The organism is Sphingomonas profundi (assembly GCF_009739515.1).
GTDB lineage: Bacteria > Pseudomonadota > Alphaproteobacteria > Sphingomonadales > Sphingomonadaceae > Alterirhizorhabdus > Alterirhizorhabdus profundi.
Map to the genome: position 1 here is coordinate 338,055 of NZ_CP046535.1, position 24,427 is coordinate 362,481.

At 64.2% G+C, this 24,427-nt stretch carries 19 protein-coding genes and 3 pseudogenes; 11 read left to right on the forward strand and 11 right to left on the reverse strand.

The window, feature by feature from the left end; translation table 11 throughout:
* Window positions 1–82 precede the first annotated feature (82 nt).
* The 3 genes from GNT64_RS01575 to GNT64_RS21475 all read left to right on the forward strand — a co-directional run bounded on the left by GNT64_RS01575 (window position 83) and on the right by GNT64_RS21475 (window position 4,432).
* Complete coding sequence (locus GNT64_RS01575) at window positions 83–2,236, forward strand: prolyl oligopeptidase family serine peptidase (protein WP_479683750.1); 2,154 nt, start codon at window positions 83–85, stop codon at window positions 2,234–2,236.
* 201 nt (window positions 2,237–2,437) lie between these two features.
* Window positions 2,438–4,033 (forward strand): glutamine-hydrolyzing GMP synthase, encoded by a 1,596-nt coding sequence (gene guaA / locus GNT64_RS01580; RefSeq protein ID WP_156677931.1) that lies wholly within the window; start codon window positions 2,438–2,440, stop codon window positions 4,031–4,033.
* A 159-nt stretch (window positions 4,034–4,192) separates the two neighbouring features.
* The gene (locus tag GNT64_RS21475; RefSeq protein ID WP_277873254.1) at window positions 4,193–4,432 is read left to right on the forward strand and encodes a transposase; all 240 of its coding nucleotides are present in this window, start codon (window positions 4,193–4,195) and stop codon (window positions 4,430–4,432) included.
* Between the two features lie 1,063 nt (window positions 4,433–5,495).
* On the opposite strand, the gene GNT64_RS01590 is transcribed toward GNT64_RS21475, so the two are convergent.
* The 5 genes from GNT64_RS01590 to GNT64_RS01610 form a co-directional block, all read right to left on the reverse strand.
* On the reverse strand, window positions 5,496–5,783 hold the full coding sequence (locus tag GNT64_RS01590; RefSeq protein ID WP_156677933.1) for a DUF1330 domain-containing protein: 288 nt from the start codon (window positions 5,781–5,783) through the stop codon (window positions 5,496–5,498).
* Between the two features lie 129 nt (window positions 5,784–5,912).
* The gene (gene mmsB / locus GNT64_RS01595; RefSeq protein ID WP_156677934.1) at window positions 5,913–6,827 is read right to left on the reverse strand and encodes a 3-hydroxyisobutyrate dehydrogenase; all 915 of its coding nucleotides are present in this window, start codon (window positions 6,825–6,827) and stop codon (window positions 5,913–5,915) included.
* Window positions 6,828–6,886: 59 nt separating this feature from the next.
* On the reverse strand, window positions 6,887–7,750 hold the full coding sequence (locus GNT64_RS01600) for a fumarylacetoacetate hydrolase family protein (RefSeq protein ID WP_156677935.1): 864 nt from the start codon (window positions 7,748–7,750) through the stop codon (window positions 6,887–6,889).
* 76 nt (window positions 7,751–7,826) lie between these two features.
* A complete protein-coding gene (locus GNT64_RS01605) occupies window positions 7,827–8,000 on the reverse strand; it encodes a hypothetical protein (RefSeq protein ID WP_156677936.1) in 174 nt (57 codons plus the stop codon).
* A complete protein-coding gene (locus tag GNT64_RS01610) occupies window positions 7,997–8,671 on the reverse strand; it encodes a TonB-dependent receptor (RefSeq protein WP_156677937.1) in 675 nt (224 codons plus the stop codon). The genes GNT64_RS01605 and GNT64_RS01610 overlap by 4 nt, the downstream gene beginning before the upstream one ends.
* A gap of 33 nt (window positions 8,672–8,704) precedes the next feature.
* Between GNT64_RS01610 and istA the strand changes: the two are divergent.
* Both istA and istB read left to right on the forward strand, forming a co-directional pair.
* Window positions 8,705–10,269, forward strand: a pseudogene (gene istA, locus GNT64_RS01615) (IS21 family transposase).
* Window positions 10,202–10,936 carry an IS21-like element helper ATPase IstB gene (gene istB / locus GNT64_RS01620; protein WP_156677938.1) on the forward strand — a complete coding sequence of 245 codons (735 nt, stop codon included), beginning with the start codon at window positions 10,202–10,204 and terminating at the stop codon, window positions 10,934–10,936. Before istA ends, istB begins: the two are co-directional and overlap by 68 nt.
* A 206-nt stretch (window positions 10,937–11,142) precedes the next feature.
* Here istB and GNT64_RS01625 read toward each other — a convergent pair whose 3' ends face one another.
* Window positions 11,143–12,321, reverse strand: a complete 1,179-nt coding sequence (locus GNT64_RS01625; protein ID WP_156677939.1) for a 4-hydroxybenzoate 3-monooxygenase — start codon at window positions 12,319–12,321, stop codon at window positions 11,143–11,145.
* 63 nt (window positions 12,322–12,384) lie between these two features.
* Between GNT64_RS01625 and GNT64_RS01630 the strand changes: the two genes are divergently transcribed.
* Window positions 12,385–13,035, forward strand: a complete 651-nt coding sequence (locus GNT64_RS01630; RefSeq protein ID WP_231639177.1) for a TetR/AcrR family transcriptional regulator — start codon at window positions 12,385–12,387, stop codon at window positions 13,033–13,035.
* Window positions 13,036–13,064: 29 nt separating this feature from the next.
* On the opposite strand, the gene GNT64_RS01635 is transcribed toward GNT64_RS01630, so the two are convergent.
* On the reverse strand, window positions 13,065–13,328 hold the full coding sequence (locus tag GNT64_RS01635) for a hypothetical protein (RefSeq protein WP_156677940.1): 264 nt from the start codon (window positions 13,326–13,328) through the stop codon (window positions 13,065–13,067).
* Between the two features lie 1,209 nt (window positions 13,329–14,537).
* Here GNT64_RS01635 and GNT64_RS01640 point away from each other — a divergent pair.
* The 3 genes from GNT64_RS01640 to terL are packed head-to-tail and all read left to right on the forward strand — an operon-like array spanning window position 14,538 to window position 17,740.
* Window positions 14,538–15,917, forward strand: coding sequence for a site-specific DNA-methyltransferase (locus GNT64_RS01640; protein WP_156677941.1), 1,380 nt, complete (start codon window positions 14,538–14,540; stop codon window positions 15,915–15,917).
* Window positions 15,910–16,308: a DUF5681 domain-containing protein gene (locus GNT64_RS01645; RefSeq protein ID WP_156677942.1), complete on the forward strand. Its 399-nt coding sequence runs from the start codon at window positions 15,910–15,912 to the stop codon at window positions 16,306–16,308. The genes GNT64_RS01640 and GNT64_RS01645 overlap by 8 nt, the downstream gene beginning before the upstream one ends.
* On the forward strand, window positions 16,301–17,740 hold the full coding sequence (gene terL, locus GNT64_RS01650) for a phage terminase large subunit (protein WP_156677943.1): 1,440 nt from the start codon (window positions 16,301–16,303) through the stop codon (window positions 17,738–17,740). The genes GNT64_RS01645 and terL overlap by 8 nt, the downstream gene beginning before the upstream one ends.
* A gap of 39 nt (window positions 17,741–17,779) precedes the next feature.
* Here the strand turns inward: terL and GNT64_RS01655 are convergent, their stop codons facing one another.
* The 3 genes and pseudogenes from GNT64_RS01655 to GNT64_RS21740 all read right to left on the reverse strand — a co-directional run.
* Window positions 17,780–18,616, reverse strand: coding sequence for a GIY-YIG nuclease family protein (locus GNT64_RS01655; RefSeq protein ID WP_156677944.1), 837 nt, complete (start codon window positions 18,614–18,616; stop codon window positions 17,780–17,782).
* Between the two features lie 340 nt (window positions 18,617–18,956).
* Window positions 18,957–19,206 (reverse strand): annotated as a pseudogene (locus tag GNT64_RS01660) (IS21 family transposase); the annotation flags it as partial.
* A gap of 168 nt (window positions 19,207–19,374) precedes the next feature.
* Window positions 19,375–19,518: pseudogene (locus tag GNT64_RS21740) on the reverse strand (putative PEP-binding protein); the annotation flags it as partial.
* Window positions 19,519–20,005: 487 nt separating this feature from the next.
* Between GNT64_RS21740 and GNT64_RS01665 the strand changes: the two are divergent.
* Window positions 20,006–22,843 carry a YadA family autotransporter adhesin gene (locus GNT64_RS01665; protein ID WP_156677945.1) on the forward strand — a complete coding sequence of 946 codons (2,838 nt, stop codon included), beginning with the start codon at window positions 20,006–20,008 and terminating at the stop codon, window positions 22,841–22,843.
* A 573-nt stretch (window positions 22,844–23,416) separates the two neighbouring features.
* Here GNT64_RS01665 and GNT64_RS01670 read toward each other — a convergent pair.
* The gene (locus GNT64_RS01670; protein ID WP_156677946.1) at window positions 23,417–23,950 is read right to left on the reverse strand and encodes a hypothetical protein; all 534 of its coding nucleotides are present in this window, start codon (window positions 23,948–23,950) and stop codon (window positions 23,417–23,419) included.
* A 98-nt stretch (window positions 23,951–24,048) separates the two neighbouring features.
* On the opposite strand from GNT64_RS01670, the gene GNT64_RS01675 reads away from it, so the two are divergent.
* On the forward strand, window positions 24,049–24,255 hold the full coding sequence (locus tag GNT64_RS01675) for a helix-turn-helix domain-containing protein (protein WP_156677947.1): 207 nt from the start codon (window positions 24,049–24,051) through the stop codon (window positions 24,253–24,255).
* Window positions 24,256–24,427: the final 172 nt, after the last annotated feature.

Here is a 24,427-nt window from a genome sequence, read left to right on the forward strand (position 1 = left end):
TCGTCGTTTCGGGCCATTTACCACTTCCTCAAGATCTTCCGATCCACAAGGGTTCGAATCCATGCGTCTGAGAAGCGTTCTGATGCTTGCCGCGCTGGTGCCCGCCGCGACGGCTCCCGTCGCTTTCGCGGCAGCGCCTGCCCGCCAGTCGAGAGAAAGTGCCGCCATGTCGCCATCGCCAAAGCCCGTCTACCCCGCCACCGAGCGCGGCGACGTGCGCGAGACCCTGTTCGGCGAGACGATCGCCGATCCCTATCGCTGGCTGGAGAACGACGTCCGCACCGATCCCAAGGTGCGCGCCTGGGTGACGGCGCAGAGCGAGGCGGCGAACGCCTATCTGGCAACCCTGCCCGGCCGTGGTGTCATCGAGCGCCGGCTGAAGCAGCTGTGGGACTATGAGCGGTTCGGGCTGCCGGTAACTGCCGGCGGGCGCATCTTCTACCAGCGCAACACCGGCCTCCAGAACCAGTCGCCGCTCTACGTGCAGGACGGCGTGGCCGCCGCGCCGCGCCTGCTGATCGATCCGAACCTGTGGGCGGCGGACGGCGCCACCGCGCTTGCCGAGTGGAAGCCCTCGGTCGACGGCAAGCGCGTGGTCTACGCCGTGCAGGACGGCGGCACCGACTGGCGGACGCTGAAGGTGCTGGACGTCGACAGCGGCGCGGTGCTGGACGACGAGGTTAAGTGGGCCAAGTTCACCGATCTGGCATGGGCGAGGAACGGCGCCGGCTTCTTCTACTCGCGCTTTCCGGAGCCGGCCGGCGGGGCGACCTACCAGTCGCTCAACCTCAACCAGGCGATCTACTTCCACGCGCTCGGCACCGCGCAGAGCGCCGACCGCCTCGTCTTCGCGACCAGGGACCGGCCGAAGCTGAACCACGTCGCGCAGGTGACGGAGGATGGCCGCTGGCTGCTCGTCGCCTCCAGCGAGGGGACGGACGCGCGCTACGAGCTGACCCTCGTCGATCTCACCAGCCCCAAGGCTGGCGCGCGCACGCTGGTGCGCGGGCTGGAGCATGCGTGGTCGCTGGCCGGCGCGGTCGGCGACACCTTCTACTTCGTCACCGATCTGGATGCGCCGCGCCAGCGGGTGGTGGCGATGGACGTGAAATCCGCTTCGCGGCCGATCCGCCAGATCGTCGCCGAGAGCGAGGCCAAGCTGGACGGCGCGACGATCGCCGGCGACCGCCTGGTTCTCTCCTATCTGCGCGATGCGAAGAGCGAGCTGCGCCTCGCCACGCTGGACGGCAAGGATCTCGGCACGGTGGCGCTGCCCGGCATCGGCACGGTCACGATCGGCGAGGGCCGTCACGACGACCCGACGCTGTTCTACAGCTATGGCAGCTATGCCGTGCCCACCTCCATCCTGCGGCTGGACGCGGCGACGGGGAAGGACAGCCTGTTCAAGGCGCCGCAGGTCGCGTTCGATCCGGCCGCCTACCGCGTCGATCAGATGTTCTTTGCCTCGAAGGACGGCACGCGCGTGCCGATGTTCGTCATCCGCCGCAAGGATTCCACCGGGCCGCGGCCGACCATCCTCTACGGCTATGGCGGGTTCGACATCTCGCTGACGCCGGGCTTCTCGCCGGCGGTGCTGCAGTGGGTGGAGATGGGCGGCACCTATGCGGTGGCCAACCTGCGCGGCGGTGGCGAATATGGCAAGGCGTGGCACGATGGCGGCCGCCTGGCCAACAAGCAGAACGTGTTCGACGATTGCATCGCTGCGGCCGAGTATCTGGTGAAGCAGGGCGTCGCCAGGAAGGACGGCCTCGCGCTGCGCGGCGGGTCCAATGGCGGGCTGCTGGTAGGTGCCGTCGTCAACCAGCGGCCGGACCTGTTCGCCGCCGCCACGCCGCAGGTGGGCGTGATGGACATGCTGCGCTTCAACCGCTTCACCGCCGGCCGCTACTGGGTGGACGATTATGGCGATCCGGCGAAGGAGGCGGACTTCAAGGTGCTGCGTGCCTACTCGCCTTATCACAACATCCGCTCCGGCACGGCCTATCCGGCGATCATGGTGGCGACGGCCGACACGGACGATCGCGTCGTGCCGGGCCACAGCTTCAAATATGCCGCGGCGCTGCAGGCGGCCGACATCGGCGACAAGCCCCACCTGATCCGCATCGAGACGCGCGCCGGCCACGGCTCCGGCAAGCCGACCGACAAGGTGATCGAGGAATATGCCGATTTGTGGGCCTTCGTGGCGGAGTGGACCGGGTTGACCGTTCCGGAATAAGCGCCGGTCCACTTACCCCGAGCGAAGTCGAGGGGCGATCCAGGGGGAGCGTGTCTCGACTGCGCTCGACACAAGGTGGGAGTGCCCCGAGCGGAGTCGAGGGGTGCACGTGCCACACCTCGTGCATCGGCTGCGCTCGACATCGGGATCGTGTGCAGGGTGGCGCTGGACTCGACCCCGCGCCTTCCTTATCCGCTCCCCATGACAGCTGAGCCCACCGCCGCCCCATCCACCAAGCCGTCCGCCAAACCGTCGGACTGCATCCTGATCGTCGATTTCGGCAGCCAGGTGACGCAGCTGATCGCCCGCCGCGTGCGCGAGGCCGGCGTCTATTCCGAGATCGCGCCCTACAATGCCGCCGATGCCGCGTTCGATCGGCTGCGGCCGCGCGGCATCATCCTCTCCGGCGGACCGGACAGCGTGACCCGCGCGGAGTCGCCGCGTGCGCCGCAGCGCTTCTTCGAGGCGGGCATTCCCGTGCTCGGCATCTGCTACGGTCAGCAGACGATGTGCCAGCAGCTCGGCGGATCGGTGACGGCCAAGGGCAATGGCGAGTTCGGCCGCGCCTATCTGGAGGTGTGCGAGCGATCGGCGCTGTTCGACGGCCTGTGGCGGGAGGGCGAGCGCCACCAGGTGTGGATGAGCCACGGCGACACGGTGGACGCGCTGCCGCCCGGCTTCCGCCCGGTCGCCCAGTCCGAAGGCGCGCCCTATGCGGTGAGCGCGGACGAGGCGCGGCGCTTCTACGGCGTGCAGTTCCATCCGGAGGTGGTGCACACGCCGGACGGCGGCAAGCTGATCGCAAATTTCGCGCGCCACGTGTGCGGGCTGGCCGGCGACTGGTCGATGGCCGAGTTCCGCGCCGCAAAGATCGCCGAGATCCGCGCGCAGGTGGGGCAGGGGCGGGTGATCTGCGGCCTGTCCGGCGGCGTCGACTCGGCGGTGGCGGCGGTGCTGATCCACGAGGCGATCGGCGATCAGCTGACGTGCGTGTTCGTCGATCACGGCCTGATGCGGCAGAGCGAGGCGGACCAGGTGGTCGGCCTGTTCCGCGAGCATTACGGCATCCCGCTCGTCCATGTGAACGCCGAGACGCTGTTCCTCAACGGCCTCGCCGGGCTCACCGATCCGGAGGCGAAGCGCAAGTTCATCGGCCGCACCTTCATCGACGTGTTCGAGAGCGAGGCGCGCAAGATCGGCGGAGCGGAGTTCCTGGCGCAGGGCACGCTCTATCCGGACGTGATCGAGAGCGTGTCGTTCACCGGCGGCCCGTCGGTGACGATCAAGAGCCACCACAATGTCGGCGGCCTGCCCGAGCGCATGAACATGAAGCTGGTGGAGCCGCTGCGCGAACTGTTCAAGGACGAGGTGCGCGCGCTGGGCCGCGAACTGGGGCTGCCGGACATCTTCGTCGGCCGTCACCCGTTCCCCGGCCCGGGCCTCGCCATCCGCATCCCCGGCGAGGTGACGAAGGAGCGCTGCGACATCCTGCGCAAGGCGGATGCGATCTACCTGAGCGAGATCCGCGCGGCCGGGCTGTACGATGCGATCTGGCAGGCCTTCGCGGTGCTGCTGCCGGTGCGGACGGTAGGCGTGATGGGCGACGCCCGCACCTACGACTCGGTCTGCGCGCTGCGCGCCGTAACCTCCACCGACGGCATGACCGCCGACATATTCCCGTTCGACGCCGGCTTCCTCTCCCGCGTGGCGACGCGGATCGTGAACGAGGTCGCCGGCATCAACCGCGTGACGTACGACTATACCTCGAAGCCGCCCGGCACGATCGAATGGGAATGATTTAGGCCCCTCCAGAGGGGGCCGGGACCACGCAGAATACGACGTAAGTGACTGATAAAATCTATTTTTAACACAACGAGATTCAACAACAATCGGTGGGTAGCAGTTAAATCCGTCAGGCGATTTGACGGTATCGCCTCCTCGTGTCGATCGCCAAAATTGCCGTTACCGTCAGGGGGCGAGTATGTCGGCTTTCAGGGTGCGTCCGTGAACGGGATCGAGAACTTCTGGCGGCACCTGAAATGCTCGCTCACCGGCACGCACGTCAGCGTCTCGGCCAAGCACCTTGGGAACTACACGAAGGAGTTTGAATACGGCTTCAACCGTCGCCAGGACGCGGCTTCGATGCTGCCGGAGCTTCTTTCACCTTTCGGACCATTGAAGCCAAACCGCGATTGAAGGCGGCTTCGTCGCCGGGCGGGGCTTGCTCGGCCTCACGCTCGGCGATGAACTCGGCAAGCTTGCCTTGCTCGCGGGCCTCCTTAAGCGTTGTCATGTCCGCACCAGTTGGACCTTCGGGCGTGCGCGTATCGTCTCGACTGCGCTTTGTTTAGCGGTTGACTTGCGGCGCCAAAGGACGCCTGTCACACAGGCTACCGCCAGCGTCGCGGACGCAACAAACATCGAAACTAGGTCCGTTTTTGTTGCAGGGTGCACAGCATCGCCAAATCGGCTCAGACCATCATATGCTGGCGTTATGGCGCCGACGAAGCCACCCAGCGCCCATAAGCAAATGTCTTTCACTGGGTCCTGTTGCATTTCGCTTAGACCTTCAAGTTCGTTATCGGTTATATAGTGGCAAAGGGCTGATGGCGAAAGAGTCACCTCCGTCACCTGCGCCCCTACAGGCATCTGCATAGGCCCCAAGGCAGGCTGCTTAACCGCCATCAAACCCCGCCAGTTTTGGCTCAGCGGCGAGCGACTTTTGGTACTCTTTGATGAGGCGGTTTACCACTATCTGGTTGAAAAATCTAACAAAACCGCAATTGTTACAAACCGTGCTCAAGAGGGGTTGGTGCTCCCCTCCTAGCATCATTGGATTGGTTAAAACGTCTGCTCTGTAGATGTGGACAGTAACCTCATTGTTGGGGCTACCGCATACCGAACAGCCGTCCTTGGGGGACAACTGCCTTCCGGTTGATGTGTTCAACGACCGATGTATACTCAGGCATCGACAACCGAACAGCGGGGTCCACCGGCGGCGGAGCAGAGGGTGCGTCATCGGCCATTAACAGCTTGGTAGCGTGCAAGCGCGAGGAGAGTCGATTCCGTATGCGAAGGGGATAGACCACCTTTTTTGAGGACATCACCCCGGCCAGCGTGGTCAAGCCGTTCTATCAACTGGGCGAAGCGGAGGCTTGATTGTCAGGGGCAAAATAAACTGATCTTCCAGCGAACATCGCTATCGACATCTGAATTTGAGCACATGCCGAGTACGCCGTCATCGGGAGTGCGATGACGATCAGCAGCCTTCGATGATCATGATGTCGCCGACGGCATGCCCGACACGGAGGCTCCGAGCAGCCTGGTATTCGGGCGAATGGTAACAACGAAGCGCAGCATCGACGCTGTCGAATTCGATCACCACGTTTCGTGGGCGCTCCGTGCCCTCAAGCGAAACCACGATTCCGCCCCGTGCAAGCGGGCGGCCACCATACTTCTTGAAGGCCTCGGTCGCTCCGGTCGCGTAGAGGCCATACGGCTCAACGTCGTCGACCCGGACGTGCGCTATCCAATATCCCTTGGCCATACTGTGTTTCCTCAACTTCAGGGGTGAGTTTTCTGGCGGGGCGTCCGGGGCGTCCGGGGCGGGCGGGCCAGCTCCCCGCGGCGTGTTTCCGCGACGGTTGGAACAGACGGCCAGTCCACGCCGGACACGCTATTCGAACTCGGCTGGAGAGCTGTTCGGCCAGTAGAGCCGCTGAATGCTCGACATATCGAGCAATCGGTTTTCGGCGCCATTGGTCGCGTGCAGCGCAAACAGGTTTCGGGCGGCCGCGCCCAACGGGATAGGGGCGCCGGCCGCCTGAGCGGTATCGACGGCAAGTCCGAGATCCTTGAGCATCAGGCCGACCTGGAAGCCGCCCTGGTATCCGTGGCTCGCCGGGCTTTTCGCATCGACGCCCGGCCACGGGTTCCATCGTTCCAGTACGAAGTTGCAGCCCGTGCTCTTCCGCATGATGTTAGTCAAAATATGCGGCGCGAGCCCCGACCGCGCGCCGAGGGCGAGGACCTCCGCACTGCCCACCATGAGAATTGCGGCCATCATGTTATTGCAGACCTTCGCCAGCTGCCCCGACCCGTTGGGACCGACGTGAAAGGAGGTCGCGCCCATCGCGGCAAGAACCGGCTGCGCACGGCCGAACGTCTCAGCGCTACCGCCGACCATGAAACTGAGGGTGCCGTCTTGCGCGCCCCTCGTGCCGCCCGAGACGGGTGCGTCCAGCATCGCGAAGCCCTTCGCCCGCGCACCTTCCGCGAGTTGAATGGCCTTAGCGGGCGCGATGGTCGAGCAATCGATGAGGATCGCATCGGGCGGGAGGGCATCGAACAGGCTGTCGGGGCCGTTGTAGATCGCCTCCACGACGCGTCCGTTCGGAAGCATCGTGATGACGAATTGAGCGTCGTCGCTCGCATTCCTCGCGGATGTGGCGCCGATGGCTCCTGCCGCCTGGAGCTTCGCGATCGTCGCGGGATCACGGTCGAACACCTTCAAACGGTGGCCAGCGTGGAGCAGGTTGAGGGCCATAGGCGTGCCCATGTTCCCGAGGCCGACGAAAGCGATGTTTCCCACGATCGATCTCCAGTTTGATGCTCGTGACGCAGCGGTGTCCCCGCGCTGAATGCTGCTGCTCAGACGCCTGTGACGATATCCTCGCCGACGATGGTGTTCGTTAGCGTTCCGATGCCGTCGACGGTCACGCTGACCGTGTCCTCCGGCTTCATCCATAGAGGAGGCGTCCGCCCGGCCCCGACTCCACCGGGGGTGCCTGTTACTATGACGTCGCCCGGCAACAGCTCGGTAAAGATCGAGCAATATGCGATCAGCTCGGGTATGGTGAAGATCAACTGGTCGAGGGAGGCGGATTGAACGACTTGGCCGTTCAGCGTGGTCTGCAGGAAGAGGGACTGCGGGTCTGGGATCTCGTCGGCCGTCACCATCCACGGGCCGAAGGCGCCGGTCGCGGGGAAGTTTTTCCCCGGGTGAAATTGACTGGTGTGCCGCTGGAAGTCGCGGAGGCTGGCATCGTTGTAGCATGCGTAACCAGCTACGAAGGAGAGGGCCTCCTCCTCGCGGATCCGTCGACCTGCTCGGCCGATGATTAGCGCGACTTCCCCCTCGTAGTCGAGCATCTGGGATTCGTGAGGACACAGGATGGCCTCCATGTGTCCGGTCTGGCTTGCGGCGAAGCGCGCGAAAACAGTCGGGTGCCCGGTGCGTTCCCGCCGGGACTCCACCCGATGCTCGTCGTAGTTGAGACCGATGCAGAGTATCTGCCTGGCATCAGGAATCACGGGATCGAAACGAATGGTCGACGGATCGATGTCGGTCTCGCACCCCTCGCTCCGGTCGCGGATCTGATCGATCGACAAGCTGGCAAGCGCACGGCGCAGGCTCGGAAACTCGGGAAGTCGCGCTCCGAGGTCGATCACGCCGTTGTCGTCGATGATGCCCCATGACCTTCGCGATCCATGCGAGAAGCTGATCAGTCGCACTTGGAAGTCTCCTTTGAATTTTATGATGTTTGATCTGCCTGTGGGACTTGCCGTACTGGGGGTGTTGCTTCGATCGTCATGAAAGTGCGTCGGAGTTCGGGCCGACGGGCGCGTTGAATGCGTCTCGCCTCGATCCGGCGAAGTGCGCGTCGAATATGAGCACGCTGGCGATGACGCCCAGGACCAGCGACGCGGTTTCCAGGAAGAACAGGGACGGCGTCGCGTAGGTCAGTATGAGGTCACCAATCATCGTCCCCGCGATTCCGCCGAGGCGCCCCACAAGCGCCGCGAGCCCTGTCCCCGACGCTCGGCACTCGGGCCGATGAAGTCGGTCTTCCTGAAGGCGGTGATGCTTGCCACCGAGAATGCGTCGAACTTCTGGTCGACGCGTAGGCTGACACCGCCGGTCTTGATCCTGTTAAGCGGCTCGTAGTTGGCGTCGATGTACCGATCGCTGCCACCATAGGCGGGGCCAAACGGTGCTGGTATTGTCGCGCCGCGGGGGACCCGCAGACCGGCCAGGCTGTTCTTGTCGTCGCTGTAGTCGAAGATGAGCCGGGCTTCGGTCCCCTCTCCGGGCGAAAGGAACCACTTCGAGCGAACGCCGACGTCGTGATCGATGCGGCCGACATACTTTCCGCTTGCGAGATTGCGTCCGTAGCCGTCGCCCATGGTGGTTCCGACGACCGCGATATCGGCTGAGAGGTGCGGCGCCACCGGTCCTGTGAGATAGAAGTCGCCTTTGAGGGTTTCGTAGTTGCCGTAGCTTAGGTCGGCTTTTCCCCCGAAGGTGGCGCTTGGATCCTTAGTCTTGACCTGTATGAGGCCGCCGGTCGCATTCCTGTGAATCAGCGTGCAATGTTGACCCCGTTCGGGGCTGATCGGCGTGCAAAATTGACCCCCCTGAACTGAGCGGTTCACGCCCGGCGCTTTGCGCAGGAGCGGTCGGGGAGAATGCTGGTCGTGGAGACGGTGGCGCGCATCCGGCGCGAGTTCTACGTCAAGGGTAAGAGCATCAAGGAGATCGTGCGCGACCTGCGGGTGTCGCGGAACACGGTGCGCAAGGTGCTGCGGTCCGGCGAGACGGACTTCTCCTACGAGCGGACGGTGCAGCCGCTGCCGAAGCTCGGGCCATGGTCGGCGGATCTCGAGCGGCTGCTGGAGGCCAACGAGCGCAAGCAGCGGCGCGAGCGCCTGACGCTGGTCCGGGTGTACGAGGAGCTGCAGGGGCTGGGCTACCGCGGCGGCTACGATGCCGTGCGTCGCTATGCCACGGCATGGCAGCGTGAGCGGTCGGCGGTCACGGCCGCGGCCTACGTGCCGCTGAGCTTCGCGCCCGGCGAGGCCTACCAGTTCGACTGGAGCCACGAGGTCGTCGTCATCGCCGGCGCGACGACGACGGTGAAGGTTGCGCACATGCGGCTCTGCCACAGCCGGATGTTCTTCGTGCGAGCTTATCCGCGCGAGAGCCAGGAGATGGTGTTCGACGCCCACGACCGGGCGTTCGCCTTCTTCGGCGGCGCCTGTCAGCGCGGCATCTACGACAACATGAAGACCGCGGTGGACGCCATCTTCGTCGGTCGTGAGCGGCGCTACAACCGCCGCTTCCAGCAGATGTGCGGCCACTACCTCGTCGAGCCGGTGGCGTGCACGCCGGCATCGGGCTGGGAGAAGGGCCAGGTCGAGAACCAGGTCGGGCTCGTGCGCGAGCGCTTCTTCACGCCGCGGCTGCGCTTCAGGAGCTACGACGAGCTCAACGCCTGGCTGCTCGACCGCTGCACCGCCCATGCCCAGCGTGCCGCGCATCCCGAGCTCAGGGACTACACAGTCTGGCAGGTGTTCGAGGCGGCCGACCAGCCTGCGCTCATCGCCTACCGTGGTCCCTTCGACGGCTTCCACGCCTTGCCGGCGGCGGTGTCGAAGACGCTGCTGGTCCGCTTCGACTACAACAAATACTCGGTGCACGCGAAGGCGGCGGGCGCCCGGTCGAGGTGCACGCCTATGCCGAGCGCATCGTCATCCGGCAGGACGGCGAAGTCGTCGGCGAGCATGCCCGGCGCTTCGGGCGCGACCAAACGGTCTACGACCCTTGGCACTATGTGCCGGTCCTCGAGCGCAAGCCGGGTGCGCTGAGGAACGGTGCGCCCTTCAAGGACTGGCCGCTGCCGGTGGCGCTGGAACGCGTCAGGCGGAGGCTGGCGGGCCATGCCGACGGCGACCGCCAGATGGTGGGCATCCTGGCGGCGGTGACGACGGACGGACTGGACGCCGTCGAGGCGGCCTGTGCCGAGGCGCTGGCCGGCGGCACCGTCAGCCGTGACGTCGTGCTCAACGTGCTCACCCGCCAGCGCCAGACCGCCGCGCCCGCCAGCATCGCCACGCCCGAGGCTCTGCGGCTCGCCCGCGAGCCCGTCGCCGACTGCGCCCGCTACGACAGCCTGAGGAGGCCTTATGGAACGTCACGCCATCCTGGAGATGATGGGAACGCTGAAGCTCGTCGGCATGCGCCATGCCTATGACGAGGTCGTCGCCGATGCCGTGAAGCGGCAGCACTCCGCTCAGCGCGTCGTCGGCGACCTGCTCAAGGCCGAGATAGACGAGAAGCAGGCCCGCTCCATCCGCTACCAGATGACGACCGCCAAGCTGCCGCTCGCCAAGGAGCTCGCCGACTTCGACTTCGCCGGCACCGGCATCAACGAAGGCCTGGTCCGCGATCTCGGCACGGGTGCCTTCCTCGAAGCGCAGCGCAACGTCGTGCTGGTCGGCGGCACCGGGACGGGCAAGACGCATCTCGCCATCGCCATGGGCCGTGCCTGCGTGCGGGGCGGAGCGAGGGTCCGCTTCTACAACACCGTCGACCTCGTGAACCAGCTCGAGGCCGAGGCCCGTGCCGGGCGCCCCGGGCGCATCGCCGACCACCTGTCGCGGCTCGACCTCGTCATCCTCGACGAGCTTGGCTACCTGCCCTTCGCGCTCTCGGGCGGCCAGTTGCTCTTCCACCTCGTCAGCAAGCTCTACGAGCAGACCTCGGTGGTGGTGACGACCAACCTTGCCTTCGGCGAGTGGCCCACGGTCTTCGGCGACGCCAAGATGACGACCGCGCTCCTCGACCGGCTCACCCACCACTGCGACATCGTCGAGACCGGCAACGAGAGCTGGCGCTTCAAGAACCGCGAAGCCGCCTGAAACCCTTCCCCCGGACCCCCATCCCCCGGGTTGACCCGGTGGGTCCACAGGCACCTCCCACGGCCGTCACCGCCTGCGCTCGTGGCGGCGCGCGGCGCCGGCCGCGGGGCCCTCCTGTGGACTACCGGGACAACCCGGCTGCCATCAGAAAAGGGGGTCAAACTTGCACGCCGATACGGGGTCAACTTCCCGAGCCGATTGACATCTCAGATGCTCCCCTGATGATATTCGCTGTGGAGCTGGGCCGCGGTGTGGGAGCTGAAGAGCGTGTCGAGTCTCGCGAGCGCCTGCTCTTTCCTGAACTCGCCACGCAGCGTGGCGTCACCGGCATCGTGCATCGTGTCGGTCATCCACACGCTGAATTCCTGATACTTCCAGATCCGCGCGAGGCAGGTGTCGGAATAGACTTCAAGTGCGGACGGATCGCCATCCCGCACGGCCTTCGCCAACCCTTGTGCGAGCACGTCAACGTCGTGAAGCGCGAGGTTCATCCCCTTGGCGCCAGTAGGAGGAACCAGGTGGGCGACATCGCCCGCGAGGAAGAGGTTGCGGTAGCGCATCGGCGAGTAGACCACCGAACGGAGCGGCACGAAGAGCTTGTCGTGGATCTGAGCGTTCTCGAACGTCTCGTCCCTGAGGCGGAGCCGGATCTCGTCCCACACCCGTTCGTCGGACCACTTCTCGGGGCCGTCGCTGAGATCGCACTGCAGATAGAACCGGCTGCGCTGCGGGCCCCTGGGCAACTGGCCCACGAACCCGTCGTCGCTCACGCCCATGATCGGATGCCCCCGCAAGGGCGTCTCGGCGAGCACGGCCAGCCACGCATAGCCGAATTCATGGCTGTCCATCGTCAGCACGCCTTCGGGTATCGACGACCGACTGGTGCCCCGGCTGCCGTCGCACCCCACGATGAAGGTGCAAGCGATCTCGTGCACCCCATGCGCATCGGTGAAAGAGACCGAGGGTTGTCCGGTCTCGGGATTGTTGATCTGGACGTCGTTTACTTCGAACCTGACGTCGCCGCCGCTGACGTCGATCAGCTCTCGAAGCAGGTTGTTCACGAGCATCTGCTGCGTACAGAAGAGGCTCTGCTCGCTTTCCTCCCCCTTGATTTCGAACACACGGCCGACGCCATTGACTTGATAATCGATCTTCTGGGCGACGGGACCGCCGAGCAGCTTTTCGGCCAGCCCCCACCGTTCGAACATCTTGGCGCCGCGGGCCTCCACCACGCCGGCCCGGGCGCGGATTTCGACATAGGCGCGATCCCGTCGCTCGATGATCACGCAGGGAACGCCGGACCGGCCGAGAAAGGTCGCCAGCGTGAGACCCGCCACGCCACCGCCGATGATTACCACGGCCGTGCTTTCTTGCGTCAAATCCACCGGACTTCCTTCCGCTTTCTCATAGGAATCTAACGGCAGCCAATATATAAGTTATAGATTATATTGGCTAATCACATTCCGAAGAAGGTGAGGAAACCGGGCGTGGCCAGAGATATGCGGTTGAAAAAGCAGGCGAAACAGGCGCGATCGATAGCTACAGTTTCAGCCATTGTGGAGGCGGCCACTTACATTCTGCTGCGCGACGGCCCCGGTGGATACACTGCAAACAGAGTGGCCGAGCGGGCGGGGGTCAACATCGCGTCCTTCTATCAGTATTTCCCCAACAAGGAGGCGCTGCTGTTTCACATCATCCAGAGAAACTGGGAGGAGCAGTTGGCGAGACTGACGCCGATCCTGGGACAGCCTGGGCGGACCCATGCGTTGAGGCTGCGCGACTTCATCCGGGAATTCTTCCTCATCGAAGCGGCGGAGGCCGGGTTGCGCGGGGCGTTGCGGCTCGCATCGGTCGACATCCGCGACAGTGAGGAGTTCCGCGCGCTGATGGCGAAGGGTTACGGCCTGACGCGAACCTTCATCGCGGAGGCCGTGAAGGACGGTTCGTCCGAGGATCTGGAGTTCATCGTGAATTTCGTCGTGCTCGTCATCACGAGCTTCGGGGAGCGCACGACCGACGCCAAGCCTTCCAGCGCTGAACTCATCCGGCAGGCCGACCTGCTCAGCGAGATGCTTACCACCCAGTTCGGAATTGCGTGAGACGCATCGGCACGGACGTACGGTCGGCCTCACTGAGGGGCGCTGTCGTGGCCGATCTCCACGGTCGGTGGTATCCGCTCCGATCCTGGCTCGTGGCAGCCGTAGCCTGACTGCTTAACGCCTCCGAAAGGCACTGCTACGTCCAGATGCTGACCATTGTTGAAGCGCTCTTCCATGGAGGGATCGACGAGGCTGATGGTCTCGCCGGTGGAGCTCGGCACCCCTCCGTTGTCGATGAACAGGCCCGCGAAGCCTCGGAGCGGATTTGGACAGGGAATCCAGGCATCATCCATTCTCCTGGGTGGGCGCGGCTTCCGCGCAATCTAGGAACTCCCGCAGCAGATCGTTGAAGGCTGAGGGAGACTCGAACGGTGGGAGGTGGCCGAGGCCTGGCATGACTTCGAGCCCACGCAAGCAATCGCGATGTTCGCCGCCGGTCGACGCGAGTGAGCGTACATCTGTCGAGGCTGACGGCAAGATTCATAGCGGCTAATCTGTGGCCGGATGGGCTGGTCAGCGATATCGGACGTCTTTGAGAGATGGCTTGTGAAAAGCAGCAAACTTCCTGACACGGTATCAAAACCTTTGGCATTTTGAACGCTCCGCTAACCTGAGCCTTGATGGGCATCCGGATGTTCGACGTGTCAAATGTCGCTGACAGAGCGTTTTCGCAAAAGGGGAAGAAATTTCCCCAGGGAACCAAGAGCTTGCCATTTCGACGGCCTTGCTAGCGGCCCATAACAACAGAAACCTTTTATACTAAAATCAGGAGGTTATAGCCGAATGAACAATCGAGTGGGAGTGACTCTGGATTCTCCAGAGGATTCGGAACGACCGGATTAGAGGTATCGGTAAGAGGCGTCTCGCCGCCGCTGACACGCCCTCGCGCACGCCGGTTGCTCCCGGGCGCACCGCATTTGATGTCAGAGTTTTTCGAACTGAAACGGAGCGGGAAAGCGGCTTGGGTCGCTGCCAACAGGGCGCGCGTGGCCCAAAGCCGGTGAACCGCCGGCGGCAAAGCGCCGGACAGACGGCGATAACTCCCAGCCGCAGCAGAAGCTCTTCAGATCCTTGGATGTGCTGTGTTTGTTTGGTGCGCCACGCAGTCACTAGCGAACCCGTCTCGCCTGTTAAGTGCCGGTTTACAGGCTGATCGGCATAAAAACAGGAGGCGTTTTCTGCCGATCACGCGCTAAGTAGCCGTGTAATGAGCATAATTTGTGAAACGACCTGCATTGAGTAACAGGCCGTTATCAGGCGACAGCAGGCACACGCGGTGCAAAGAGCAGGAGAAGCAGGCGATTTCGTCCGATCACCGGCCTTGACGTGTTGGATCCTGCTCACCATTAGATGTACGTGACCCGAGAAGGCTAAGGATCAGGCTCGCTGGAGCCTCCCAACATGCCGAGGCGGCCGTGCGAACCGGGGGCCACTTCAGAACCATATTTGCGTTTCGACGCTGCCGAACGGCTGCGTGGTCGCATTTGTCTGGAGTGACCAATATGGTTGCCGATCGTATGAAGCCGCCTCCGCGCGCCAGCAACGTCGCTGGCGTCGCCATCCACGTCGAGAATGTACCCCCAGCGAGCCTGACCCCGCCGGCGCGCGAAGTCCGCCGCCGCACGCGGCAGCATGTGCAGCGTATCGCGCGCAGCCTTAGTGAGTTCGGCTTTCTCGTGCCGCTGATCGTCGACGGGCAGATGCGCATCGTCGCCGGGCACAGCCGCTGGGAGGCGGCCAAGCTGCTTGGCCTCTCAAGCGTGCCGGTCATCCGCGTCGAGCACCTGACCGAGGGACAGTTACGTCTCTTCGCCATCGCCGACAACAAGCTGCCCGAGGGAGTGGAGTGGGATCAGGACCAGCTTCGTATCGAATTCGGCGAGATCGAACTGGTCGCGCCGGAACTGGAGCTGAGTTCCAGCGGCTTCGCCATCGCCGAGATCGATACGATGTACGGGCGGCACCGGACCACTCAGCTGAGCGAGCATGACGACGAGCCGGAACCGCCCGCCGAGGACTCCGTCAACCGGCTGGGCGATGTATGGCGGCTCGGCCGTCACGCCTTCGCCTGCGGTGACGCGCGCGATAGCGCGTTGATCGGACGATTGCTGAACGGCGCGAGCGTCCGAACGCTTCTTTCGGATCCGCCGTGGAACCTGAAGATCGAGGGTGTTGTATCCGGAAACGGGCGCGTGAAGCACGCGGACTTCGTCATGGCGGCGGGCGAAATGACCAAGCCGGCGTTCACCGCCTTCCTCGGCGACTTCCTCGGCGCTGCCAAGCCGCACCTCTCCCCGGGCGCGCTGGCCTACGTCTATATGGACTGGCGTAACTATGATGCCCTCGTCGCCGCCGCTGTCGCGTCCGGTTTCGAGCAGAAGAACATGCTGGTGTGGTGCAAGGACAACGCCGGCATGGGATCCATGTATCGGTCGCAGCACGAACTGGTCGGTCTGTTCAAGGCTGATGATGCCCCGCACACCAACAACATTAATCTCGGGCGCCACGGCCGCAACCGGGCGAACTGCCTGTTCTATCCCGGCGTCAACAGCTTCGGCAAGGGCCGCGACAGACAGCTGAAGGCGCACCCGACTTGCAAGCCGGTGTCGATGCTGGCCGACCTCATCCTCGACAGCAGCGCACCCGGCGAGATCATCCTCGATCCGTTTGGCGGGTCGGGTTCCACCCTGATCGCTGCCGAGAAGGTCGATCGCACCGCTTGCCTGATCGAGCTCGATCCAGGCTACGCCGACGGCATCGTTCGCCGCTTCGAACGGGTGGTAGGCACCCCGGCACTTCACGTCGAAACCGGCCTGTCGTTCGCCGAGCTCGCGCATCATCGCGCAACGGAAGCGTTGGCGGGGGAGAAGGCCGATGTCTGATCCGACCATGGCATCCGAGGATAGCCCGCCACGTCGCCCGAACGGCACCATGATGCCCGGCCACACGGCCAACCGGCGCGGGCGGCCGCCAAAGTCGCGCGGCATGCTGACGATCTTCAACGAGCTGCGTGATGGCAAGATCTCGCTGAAGGTCGACGGCCGCTTGGTCAAGATGACGCGCATGGAGGCTTGGGTCACCAATTTGTGGAACAAGGCGATCAGCTGCGATCCGAAAGCCTCGGCGATGGTGATGGCGATCCTGCGGGCGAGCGGACAGCTCGACCCAGCACCCGGCGACGACAACCTCGACGCGGATAGCGCGGCGGCCTTGCAGGCGCTCATCGAGCGCCTGGGCGGCGGCGCTGGCAGCATGGAGGCCGGGGATGAGTGATGTCCAGGATGCGTTCCGCCTCGCCTGCCGCCAGCACCTCAGCATGTTTATCGATCGCACCTTCCGCGAGGTGTCGCCGGCGGATAGGGTCGAGATAAGCTGGTATCTGCAGGCGGTCGCCTATCATCTCGAGCTCTGCGCGCGGCGGGAGATCCGCCGCCTCATCATCAACATTCCGCCGCGGCATGGCAAATCGATCTCGGCTTCCGTCGCCTTCATCGCCTGGCTGCTGGGGCACAACCCGGCGGAGAAGGTCGTTGGCATCTCCTACGCCAGCGATCTGGCGTTGAAGTTCGCGCGCGACACCAAACGGGTGATGGAGAGCCGCTGGTATCGTGCGGTCTTCCCCGGCACCCGGCTGGGCGGGCGAGCGGCCGTGCACGATTTCGAGACGACCCGCCGCGGCTCTCGCTACACCACCTCGATTGACGGCGCGCTCACCGGCCTGGGCGGCAACATCTTTGTCGTCGACGATCCTAACCAGGCCAGCGACGCGCGATCCGCGGCCGGGCGAGCTAAGGTGATCGAATGGTATAGGGACACGCTGGTGTCGCGCGCCAACAACGCGCGCCAGTCGGTCATTATCGTTGTCCAGCAGCGTGTGCACGTGGAGGATCTGAGCGGCCATCTGCTCGAGAGCGAGCCGGGCGACTGGGTGCACCTCAACCTGCCCGCGATCGCCACACGCGACGAGGCGATCGCGATAGGGCCGGATCGGTGGCACCAGCGCCGTGTTGGCGACCTGCTCGATCCGATTCGCGAAACGCGAGAGACGTTGGAGCAGCGTCGGCGCAGCATGACGAGCCAGATCTTCTCGGCGCAGTTCCAGCAGGATCCGGTGCCGGAAGACGGCGAGATCATCAAATGGGGGTGGTTCAAGCGCTACGCCACGTCGCCGATCATCGAGGAGGGTGATCGTTTCGTGCAGAGCTGGGATACGGCTTCGAAGGCCGGCGAGCTGAACGATTTTAGCGTGTGCACCACCTGGTTCGTCAAGGGCCGCGACTATTATCTGCTGGACGTTTGGCGTGGGCGGGTCACCTTTCCCGACCTCAAGCGCCAGGTCTACGCCCTGGCGGCACGCTGGGGCATCGATCAGCTACTGATCGAGGATAAGGGATCGGGCACGCAGCTGATCGCGCAGCTGGAGGACGAGGATAGCGCGGGTCTGCCGCGCCCGATCGCGCGGGTGCCGAAAGAGGATAAGGTGACGCGCATGTCGGCTCAATCCGTCTGGATCGAGCAGGGTCATGTCCACATACCGGCCGAAGCGCCTTGGCTAGCGACGTTTCAGTCCGAAATGCTGCAATTTCCAAGCGCCAAGCACGACGATCAGGTGGATAGCGTCAGCCAGTTCCTCATGTGGGTGACCGAGCGGCCGGAAACGCATACTTTCTTCATGTTCGACTTTCACGGCAACCGGTTGATCTGAGCCAAGTTCACGGCGCTAGGGCTTAGATTGAAGTGCCCATCAGTTGCGCGTTAGCCCGAACTGCCCGGTGAGCAGCTTGCGTTTCCAGCTGGCCTCAGCGGCGAGAATGTCATCCGGCGTGGCGGTCGAGCCGGAGACCTCCAGCACGCTGGCGACATAGTCGCTGCGCTCGCGCCCCCGCATTGCGACGTTGCCGCCGTGGCCGTTGGCGCGATACTCGCTCCAGCGCTGCCAGAAGCCACCCTCGCCAGTGGCCGAGCCGATATACAGGCTGCCGTCGCGCGGGCAGGTCAGGAGATAGACGCCGCGCGCCTCCTTCAGCCGCTGCGCCCAGGTCGGCGGCGCCGCGTCAAGCGACGACAGCGGTGCCGTCAACTCCATCAGGCCCGGGAACGGCCGGTCGCTGGCATCCAGCGTCAGCTCCGTCACAAGCTTGTCCTGCGTCTCGGCCTTCTGCACCCACGCCCGTTTACCCGACGCGCCGCCACCCCAGTCGATGAACAGGCGGCCGGCATAGCCCTTCAGCGCGTCGGCAAGGGAGGTCGGATAATGATCGTACTGGCCGCCGGGATCGACAACCCCGCTGATTGGCGCAACGCGATCTTCGGCGATCAGCGTCGGTGCGTCAACCTCGTAGAGGCCGACGAACATAGTCCGGCCATCCCACGTGCCGATGAACGCCGCCCAGTAGGCGCGCGAGAATTGAACACGCTGGGCAGTGGCTTGCGCCGCCTGATAGAGTTCGAACAGGCTCGGATCGTTCCGCCATATGTCGGCGAGCGATTGGCCGCCCACCGTCGGCTGGTGTCGCAGCAAGCGCACTTTCGCGGGATCGATCCCCGCCTCTTCCAGCAGCATGTTGAAGCGAAACGGCATGGCGTTCTCCACTTGGAGACGCGCCGCGCTCACCCCCTTGGCTCGCTTCGTCGCGCCTATGTCCTCTCGGAGCGACGGCCTGAGCCGGATGTTGAGAACCTGTTACGCACAGGCGCATGCGCCTTTACCGTTACCGGCTGGACATGCGCGCATGCCACCCGGCCCCAGCAAAGCTGCGACCGAGGATGCGTAAAGGGGTTCTCACGCCCCGCCCCCTGGCTTTCACAGGAGGCGCGACCGTGATTGCTCGGCCGGCACTGGAAGGCAAGTCATCTTCGAGCTGTGCGGCCGGCGAAGGCTGCGTGAAGAAGCGCTCGCGCTCGAGGCCGACCTGGTTCTAAAACTGTCTATTCTCCCAGCCCGACGCTGGTGTGCACGCCACCGGTTCGACGACATAGTGGCCGCACATCTGCTGGACGCGTCGGTTGTAGTGCCGCTTGCGACCCACGAAGATGGCGTCCATTGCGGTCTTCATGTTGTCGTAGATGCCGCGCTGGCAAGCGCCGCCGAAGAAGGCAAGCGCCGGGCCGTGGGCGTCAAACACCATCTCCTGGCTCTCACGGGTAGTCCCGCACGAAGAACATCGGGCTGCGGAGCCGCCGATGGTCTGGTCACGGTAAGGGCGTGGACTTACAAGATGCAAGAAGGCGCATGACTGCAGTATCAGCGTGCGTCCATGAACGCAGTATCAATGATCGGTATCTTAGTCTCATCATAGCCTGACTGCCCAGACAGGAAGACCTGATTTCATGAAATTTTCAATTGCGGGCCAGCGCCGCCTGCGCCCCGCGAGCCGTGCGATCGACACGCGGTATTGCGATGCGCTCACATAATCGAGGCCGATCTTCGCAGAAAGCGATCGAGGCGGGGTCGCCGCCATGCTCGCCGCAGATGCCGAGCTTGCCTGCCGCTGAACGATGTTGCTGCGCGTCCCGCGTTCCTGCAAGCCAGCTTGCACCAGCGTCCAGCATTCTAGTGGGGCTAAATGCACGAGCGTGGATATGCGTTCCCAGCTAATGGGCTACCGACTGCCACATGATATGGTAAGAAATTTGATAATGAAGTAATGAGGATTCGTGCGTTCAAGGAATAGGAATATAGATAGATCCGAGCCATCCAGCAGGCTCTTGAGCCTTTCCTGATCAGCTGCGTTGTTCGAGATTCAGCCTAGACGGCGCTTCGATACAACCCCATATTCTTAGCTTGCTATCATCTTGAAAGAACGGTCTTCCTTGGATCGCTAATTGTTCGTTATCCATATCCCTTACGGGATCGTCAAATTCCCTAGCGCAGCCTTCTGATAGGCAAATCTGCCAAAAGCGGCGGAAAACCAAAGGCTTGAGTCGACGTCGGCGGCTGCGGTTTCCCGCGCTCAACAGGAGAGCGACGATGAAAAGTAATCAGGCGACCGCCTACGCATCTATGTCTGCTGCCTTTCGGCTGTTTTATGGCCGGCGGCGGCTGTCTGGCTTGAATCGAAGCACTTCCACGCTCGCCCTACTTCTCGCATCGACCTTCGGTGCTAGCCAGGCACAAGCGCAATCCGTGACGCCAAACCTCGTCAGCGCGTGCTCCGGGATCAGCCTACCGCCTTCGGTCGTCACGGGCATCATCGCACCCATCGTGAATGGCATTGTCGCTCCTACCGAGGGGACGGTCAACTCGCTGTTGGGCATCGTTACGCCGCTCGACATCGATACGGTGACATTGCTCGCCAATGCGGCGGCTGGCGCCCCAATCACGCTTCAAGTGCTCAACCAGGCCGGTACCGTCGTAGGCCCGGCCGATCGCTGCGATCTGCGTGCCGACTCGTTCGGCCTCAATACGCAGGGTGGCGTCGCGATCGGCGGCAACCGTATTACCGGCCTTGGTACCAACGGACTTGATGCCTTCGCAGGCGAGGCGAGTTCGATCGCCTTCGGCAACTCCGCCGTTACAGACGCAACGGCAACCGGCGCGATCGCTTTCGGGACCGGCGCCGGCGTAGGTGCCGGGGCGGTCGGCGGTGCGGCGCTCGGCACCGGCGCGCAGGTCATAGCGGCAAATGGCGTCGCGCTTGGGGCCGGGAGCATGGCCGCGCGCGGGGCGCTTGCAAGCTATGGGGCGCTCGGCCTCATCGCGCCGCAAACATCCTCGGGGGAGGTTTCGGTCGGCATGCCCGGGGCGGAACGCCAGATAACCAATGTCGCGGCCGGCTCGGCCCCCACCGATGCGGTGAATGTCGCGCAGCTCGCTGGGGTCGCTGCCCAGGTGGGCACCGTTGCCGGAAATGTCGTACTTTATGACGATGTATCGCGCAGCCGCGTGTCGCTGGGTGGGGTCGGCACGAGTGCCCCGCCGGTGGTGTTGGGCAACGTCGCCCCCGGTACGGTGGCCGCCGGCTCTACCGAGGCGGTTAATGGAGGACAGTTGTTCGCCGCCAACGGTGCCGTCACGAACAACAGTACCGCGATCACCAACCTCACCAACAATGTCTCCAACGGCGCGCTTGGACCTGTGCGCTATGCGGATCCCGCTGCGCCGACCGTCCCCAACGGTGGGATCCCCACCAACGACGTCACGCTGGCAGGCGAGGCGGCAGGGCCGGTGGGCTTGCACAATGTCCGCGACGGCGTGCTTGGCGCGGGTTCCACCGATGCGGTGAATGGAGGGCAAGTCGCGGGGCTTGGCGGCAGCGTGGCGGCCGCCATCGGTGGTGGCAGTGCATATGACTCGGCAACGAACCTGGTCACGACCGGGCTGACCCTTGGCGGCGTCAGCTACGGCAGCATTCAAGCGGCGTTTGATGCGGTGAACGGCACGGTGAACGGCGGCGCGGGCAACCGCTTCTTCCGCGTGCAGTCGGCGCGGGGCGACGCCGTCGTTTCGGCCGACGACACTGTGGCGATCGGCCCGGATGCGATTGTCTCGGCCGCCAACAGTGTCGCGCTCGGGGCTGGCGCCGCCGCCGCTCGGGGTGCGAACGCCGGCTATGCCGCGATCGGCTTGAGCTCGCCGCAAACCTCGACAGGCGAAGTCTCGATTGGCGCTACGGGCGCGGAGCGGCAGCTGACCAACGTCGCTGCCGGGTCTGCCGATACCGACGCGGTGAACGTGGCTCAATTGGCCGGGGTGGCGGAGCAGGTCGCGGCGCTCGGCGGCAGCGCGGTGCAATATGACGGCGCTGATCGCACGACGGTGACGCTTGCCGGCGCTGGCGGCACCACGATCAGCAACGTGCGCGCCGGTGCGCTCAGCGATACGTCCACCGATGCCGTGAACGGAGCACAGCTTTTCGCCACTAATGCTGCTACCACAGCCAACAGCAATGCGATTACCAACCTTACGAACAGCGTGGCGAACGGCGGCACCGGCCCTGTCCGTTACTCGAGTCCCGGCAGTGCGACGACGCCCAATGGCGGCACACCGACCAACGATCTGACATTGGTCGGCGCGGCGGCCGCGCCGGTGGCGCTGCATAACGTCGCGAGCGGCGCTATCGCGGCGGGATCGACGGATGCCGTGAACGGTGGACAGATTTTCGATCTTGCGCTCACCGCGGTAAACGCGGTTGCCTACAACACCGACACGACGGGCGCTCGCACCAATACCGTCACCTTGCAGGGTGGGAACCCGGCGACTCCGGTGACGGTGACCAATGTCGCCCCCGGCGCCGTCGCGGCCGGATCGACCGACGCTGTTAATGGCGGGCAGCTTCAGGCGACCAATCAGGCAGTTGTCGCGGCGCAGGCCACCGCCGGCACCGCCCTCACGCTCGGGCAGAATTCAGTGCAGTATGACAGCCCGCGCCGTAGCGATATCACGCTGGGCTCCGGCGCCGGAGGCGGGTCCGGCGCCCCGGTCGCGTTGCATAATGTCGCCGCGGGCACCTCGGCTACCGATGCGGTGAATGTCGCGCAGCTTGGCAGCGGTCTGTCTAATGCGATCGGCCAGGCCAATAACTATACCGACCAGCGGCTGGCCGCAGTGAACTTCGACCTCCGCCGGGTGCGCCGCGACAGCGCCGCCGGCACCGCCGGTGCGCTCGCCGCCGCCAGCTTGCCGCAAGCCTATGAAGCAGGTCGAGGAATGGTCGCCTTTGCTGGCGGCACATACCGCGGTCAGTCGGCCTTCGCGCTCGGTCTTTCTAAGGCCATGGACGACGGCCATACGGTCGTGAAGCTCAGCGGAAGCTACGATACGCAGAACCGCGTCGGTGGAGCTGCTGGCGTAGGCTATCAGTTCTGAATCCTGGGGCGGCGGAGCGCGATGCTCCGCCGCCCAAACAATGTCGGTATCCGCAGCGGCAACCGAATCTGACAGTTATATGACCGCTATTTGCCAACATTCAGACCCGAGCCCTTAAACGGACGTAAAGGTTCCGGGTCAGCAGCGCGGGCAGCAAACCAGAGGGCAGGCGCACTGCGGTTTTCCGGAGCACCTGGACCTCAAGCCGGCCGTTGGAAGCGGAGGGCTCACAACTCGCTCATCCTGCTCGGACTAGGTGCCGTTAGGCCCTGGTACGCCGCGACGGTTCAGCGCGGACGCCATGGCCGTAGCGCCAATCGCACCTTCCGTCGCGATCTGACGCAGAGTCGGTGCGTCCGCCGCCGCCGGCTGCACTGCCGCCGCGCGGATGGCCGCCCCGATCGAAGCAGGCCGCGTCCACATACAACCGGGAGCCACCTGGCATGCCGACCTTCGATCCGAGCTCGCGCAATTCCCGAACGGCAGGTTTGACGACCAGGTCGACAGCATCTCGCAGTTCCTGTTGTGGGTAAGGTCGCACCGGACGCCGAGCTTCCAGCTCGCGCGCACCCGTTAGGCGGCGGGCTGCCCGTCTGAAGTCTCAAGTGACGACGCTGCGCAATGAACAACTTTCGCGAGATCGTCGATGCGGCACGGCTCACCCAGGCGCCGTACGCCTCGCAATCCAATCGTCTGCTGATGAGGTAGTCTGCTCGCTCCCACCACATAAAAGCTCCACTGTTGCGGATCGCGGTGGTCGGCAGAGGCGTCCAGAACTTCGTGGAGAGCAAAGATGTAGAGGTCTGCCCACCTGCGACGATCGCCGATCCACTCGGCTCCATCCCACCTTCCGGTCCGTTCCGCGATGTCGAAGGCGCAGCGGCTTGGCCTGATGCTCTCCCAGCTCTGGCGCATGGCGGATTGCTTGACCTCCAGCCGAAGGCCATCCGCTCGCTCGAAATCCCATGCGTGATAATCCTGAGAACACCAACGCCAGGACGGGCAAAGGGCGGCGGCTACAATCGCTTCGACCACCAGGCCTCGCAGCACGTTCGTTACGAGCGGCCTGCCAAATGCTGCAGCCGATGCTGCTGCCATAATCTCCACGACGCCGACTCCATCATGCGTCGTGGTGGCGGGTGCTTCTCCGGAGTACATACTATAGAGGATAAACTCTCACCGGCGAACCAGTCAACTCGGCGCGCATGGATATGCGTAAGCTGGTGGGAGACAATGTGCGGCGCGTACGCCATAAGGCCGGGCTGTCGCAGGAGCAGCTGGCGGAACACTCCGGCTTCACCCAGCAGTACATCTCCGATCTCGAACGCGGTCGACGCAATCCGACGGTCGTCTCGCTGTTCGAACTCGCCCAGGCGTTAGGAACCACACCGGTCGCGCTCATCAGCCCCTAAGGCAAGAGGTCTGCCACCCTGGGTCCGGTGATCGGTGTCAGGAAGTCGCTCACTGTAACGGGTGAGGGGAGGTGCTAGACGGCCTGGAATTGTCGGAGCAGCTCGCACGATGCGACGCCCTCGTTCGTGGCTACTGTTGCTAAGAGGCTGTGTCGGAAAGGGTTGAGTGGCC

Excerpts from the sequence above, each read along its gene's own strand:
- GNT64_RS01575 (WP_479683750.1), top strand. The coding sequence starts at position 83 with ATGCTTGCCGCGCTGGTGCCCGCCGCGACGGCTCCCGTCGCTTTCGCG.
- guaA (WP_156677931.1), top strand. The coding sequence starts at position 2,438 with ATGACAGCTGAGCCCACCGCCGCCCCATCCACCAAGCCGTCCGCCAAA.
- GNT64_RS01590 (WP_156677933.1), bottom strand. The coding sequence starts at position 5,783 with ATGGCCAAGGGATATTGGATAGCGCACGTCCGGGTCGACGACGTTGAG.
- GNT64_RS01605 (WP_156677936.1), bottom strand. The coding sequence starts at position 8,000 with ATGATTGGTGACCTCATACTGACCTACGCGACGCCGTCCCTGTTCTTC.
- istB (WP_156677938.1), top strand. The coding sequence starts at position 10,202 with ATGGAACGTCACGCCATCCTGGAGATGATGGGAACGCTGAAGCTCGTC.
- GNT64_RS01635 (WP_156677940.1), bottom strand. The coding sequence starts at position 13,328 with ATGGATGATGCCTGGATTCCCTGTCCAAATCCGCTCCGAGGCTTCGCG.
- GNT64_RS01640 (WP_156677941.1), top strand. The coding sequence starts at position 14,538 with ATGGTTGCCGATCGTATGAAGCCGCCTCCGCGCGCCAGCAACGTCGCT.
- GNT64_RS01645 (WP_156677942.1), top strand. The coding sequence starts at position 15,910 with ATGTCTGATCCGACCATGGCATCCGAGGATAGCCCGCCACGTCGCCCG.
- terL (WP_156677943.1), top strand. The coding sequence starts at position 16,301 with ATGAGTGATGTCCAGGATGCGTTCCGCCTCGCCTGCCGCCAGCACCTC.
- GNT64_RS01655 (WP_156677944.1), bottom strand. The coding sequence starts at position 18,616 with ATGCCGTTTCGCTTCAACATGCTGCTGGAAGAGGCGGGGATCGATCCC.
- GNT64_RS01665 (WP_156677945.1), top strand. The coding sequence starts at position 20,006 with ATGAAAAGTAATCAGGCGACCGCCTACGCATCTATGTCTGCTGCCTTT.
- GNT64_RS01675 (WP_156677947.1), top strand. The coding sequence starts at position 24,049 with ATGGATATGCGTAAGCTGGTGGGAGACAATGTGCGGCGCGTACGCCAT.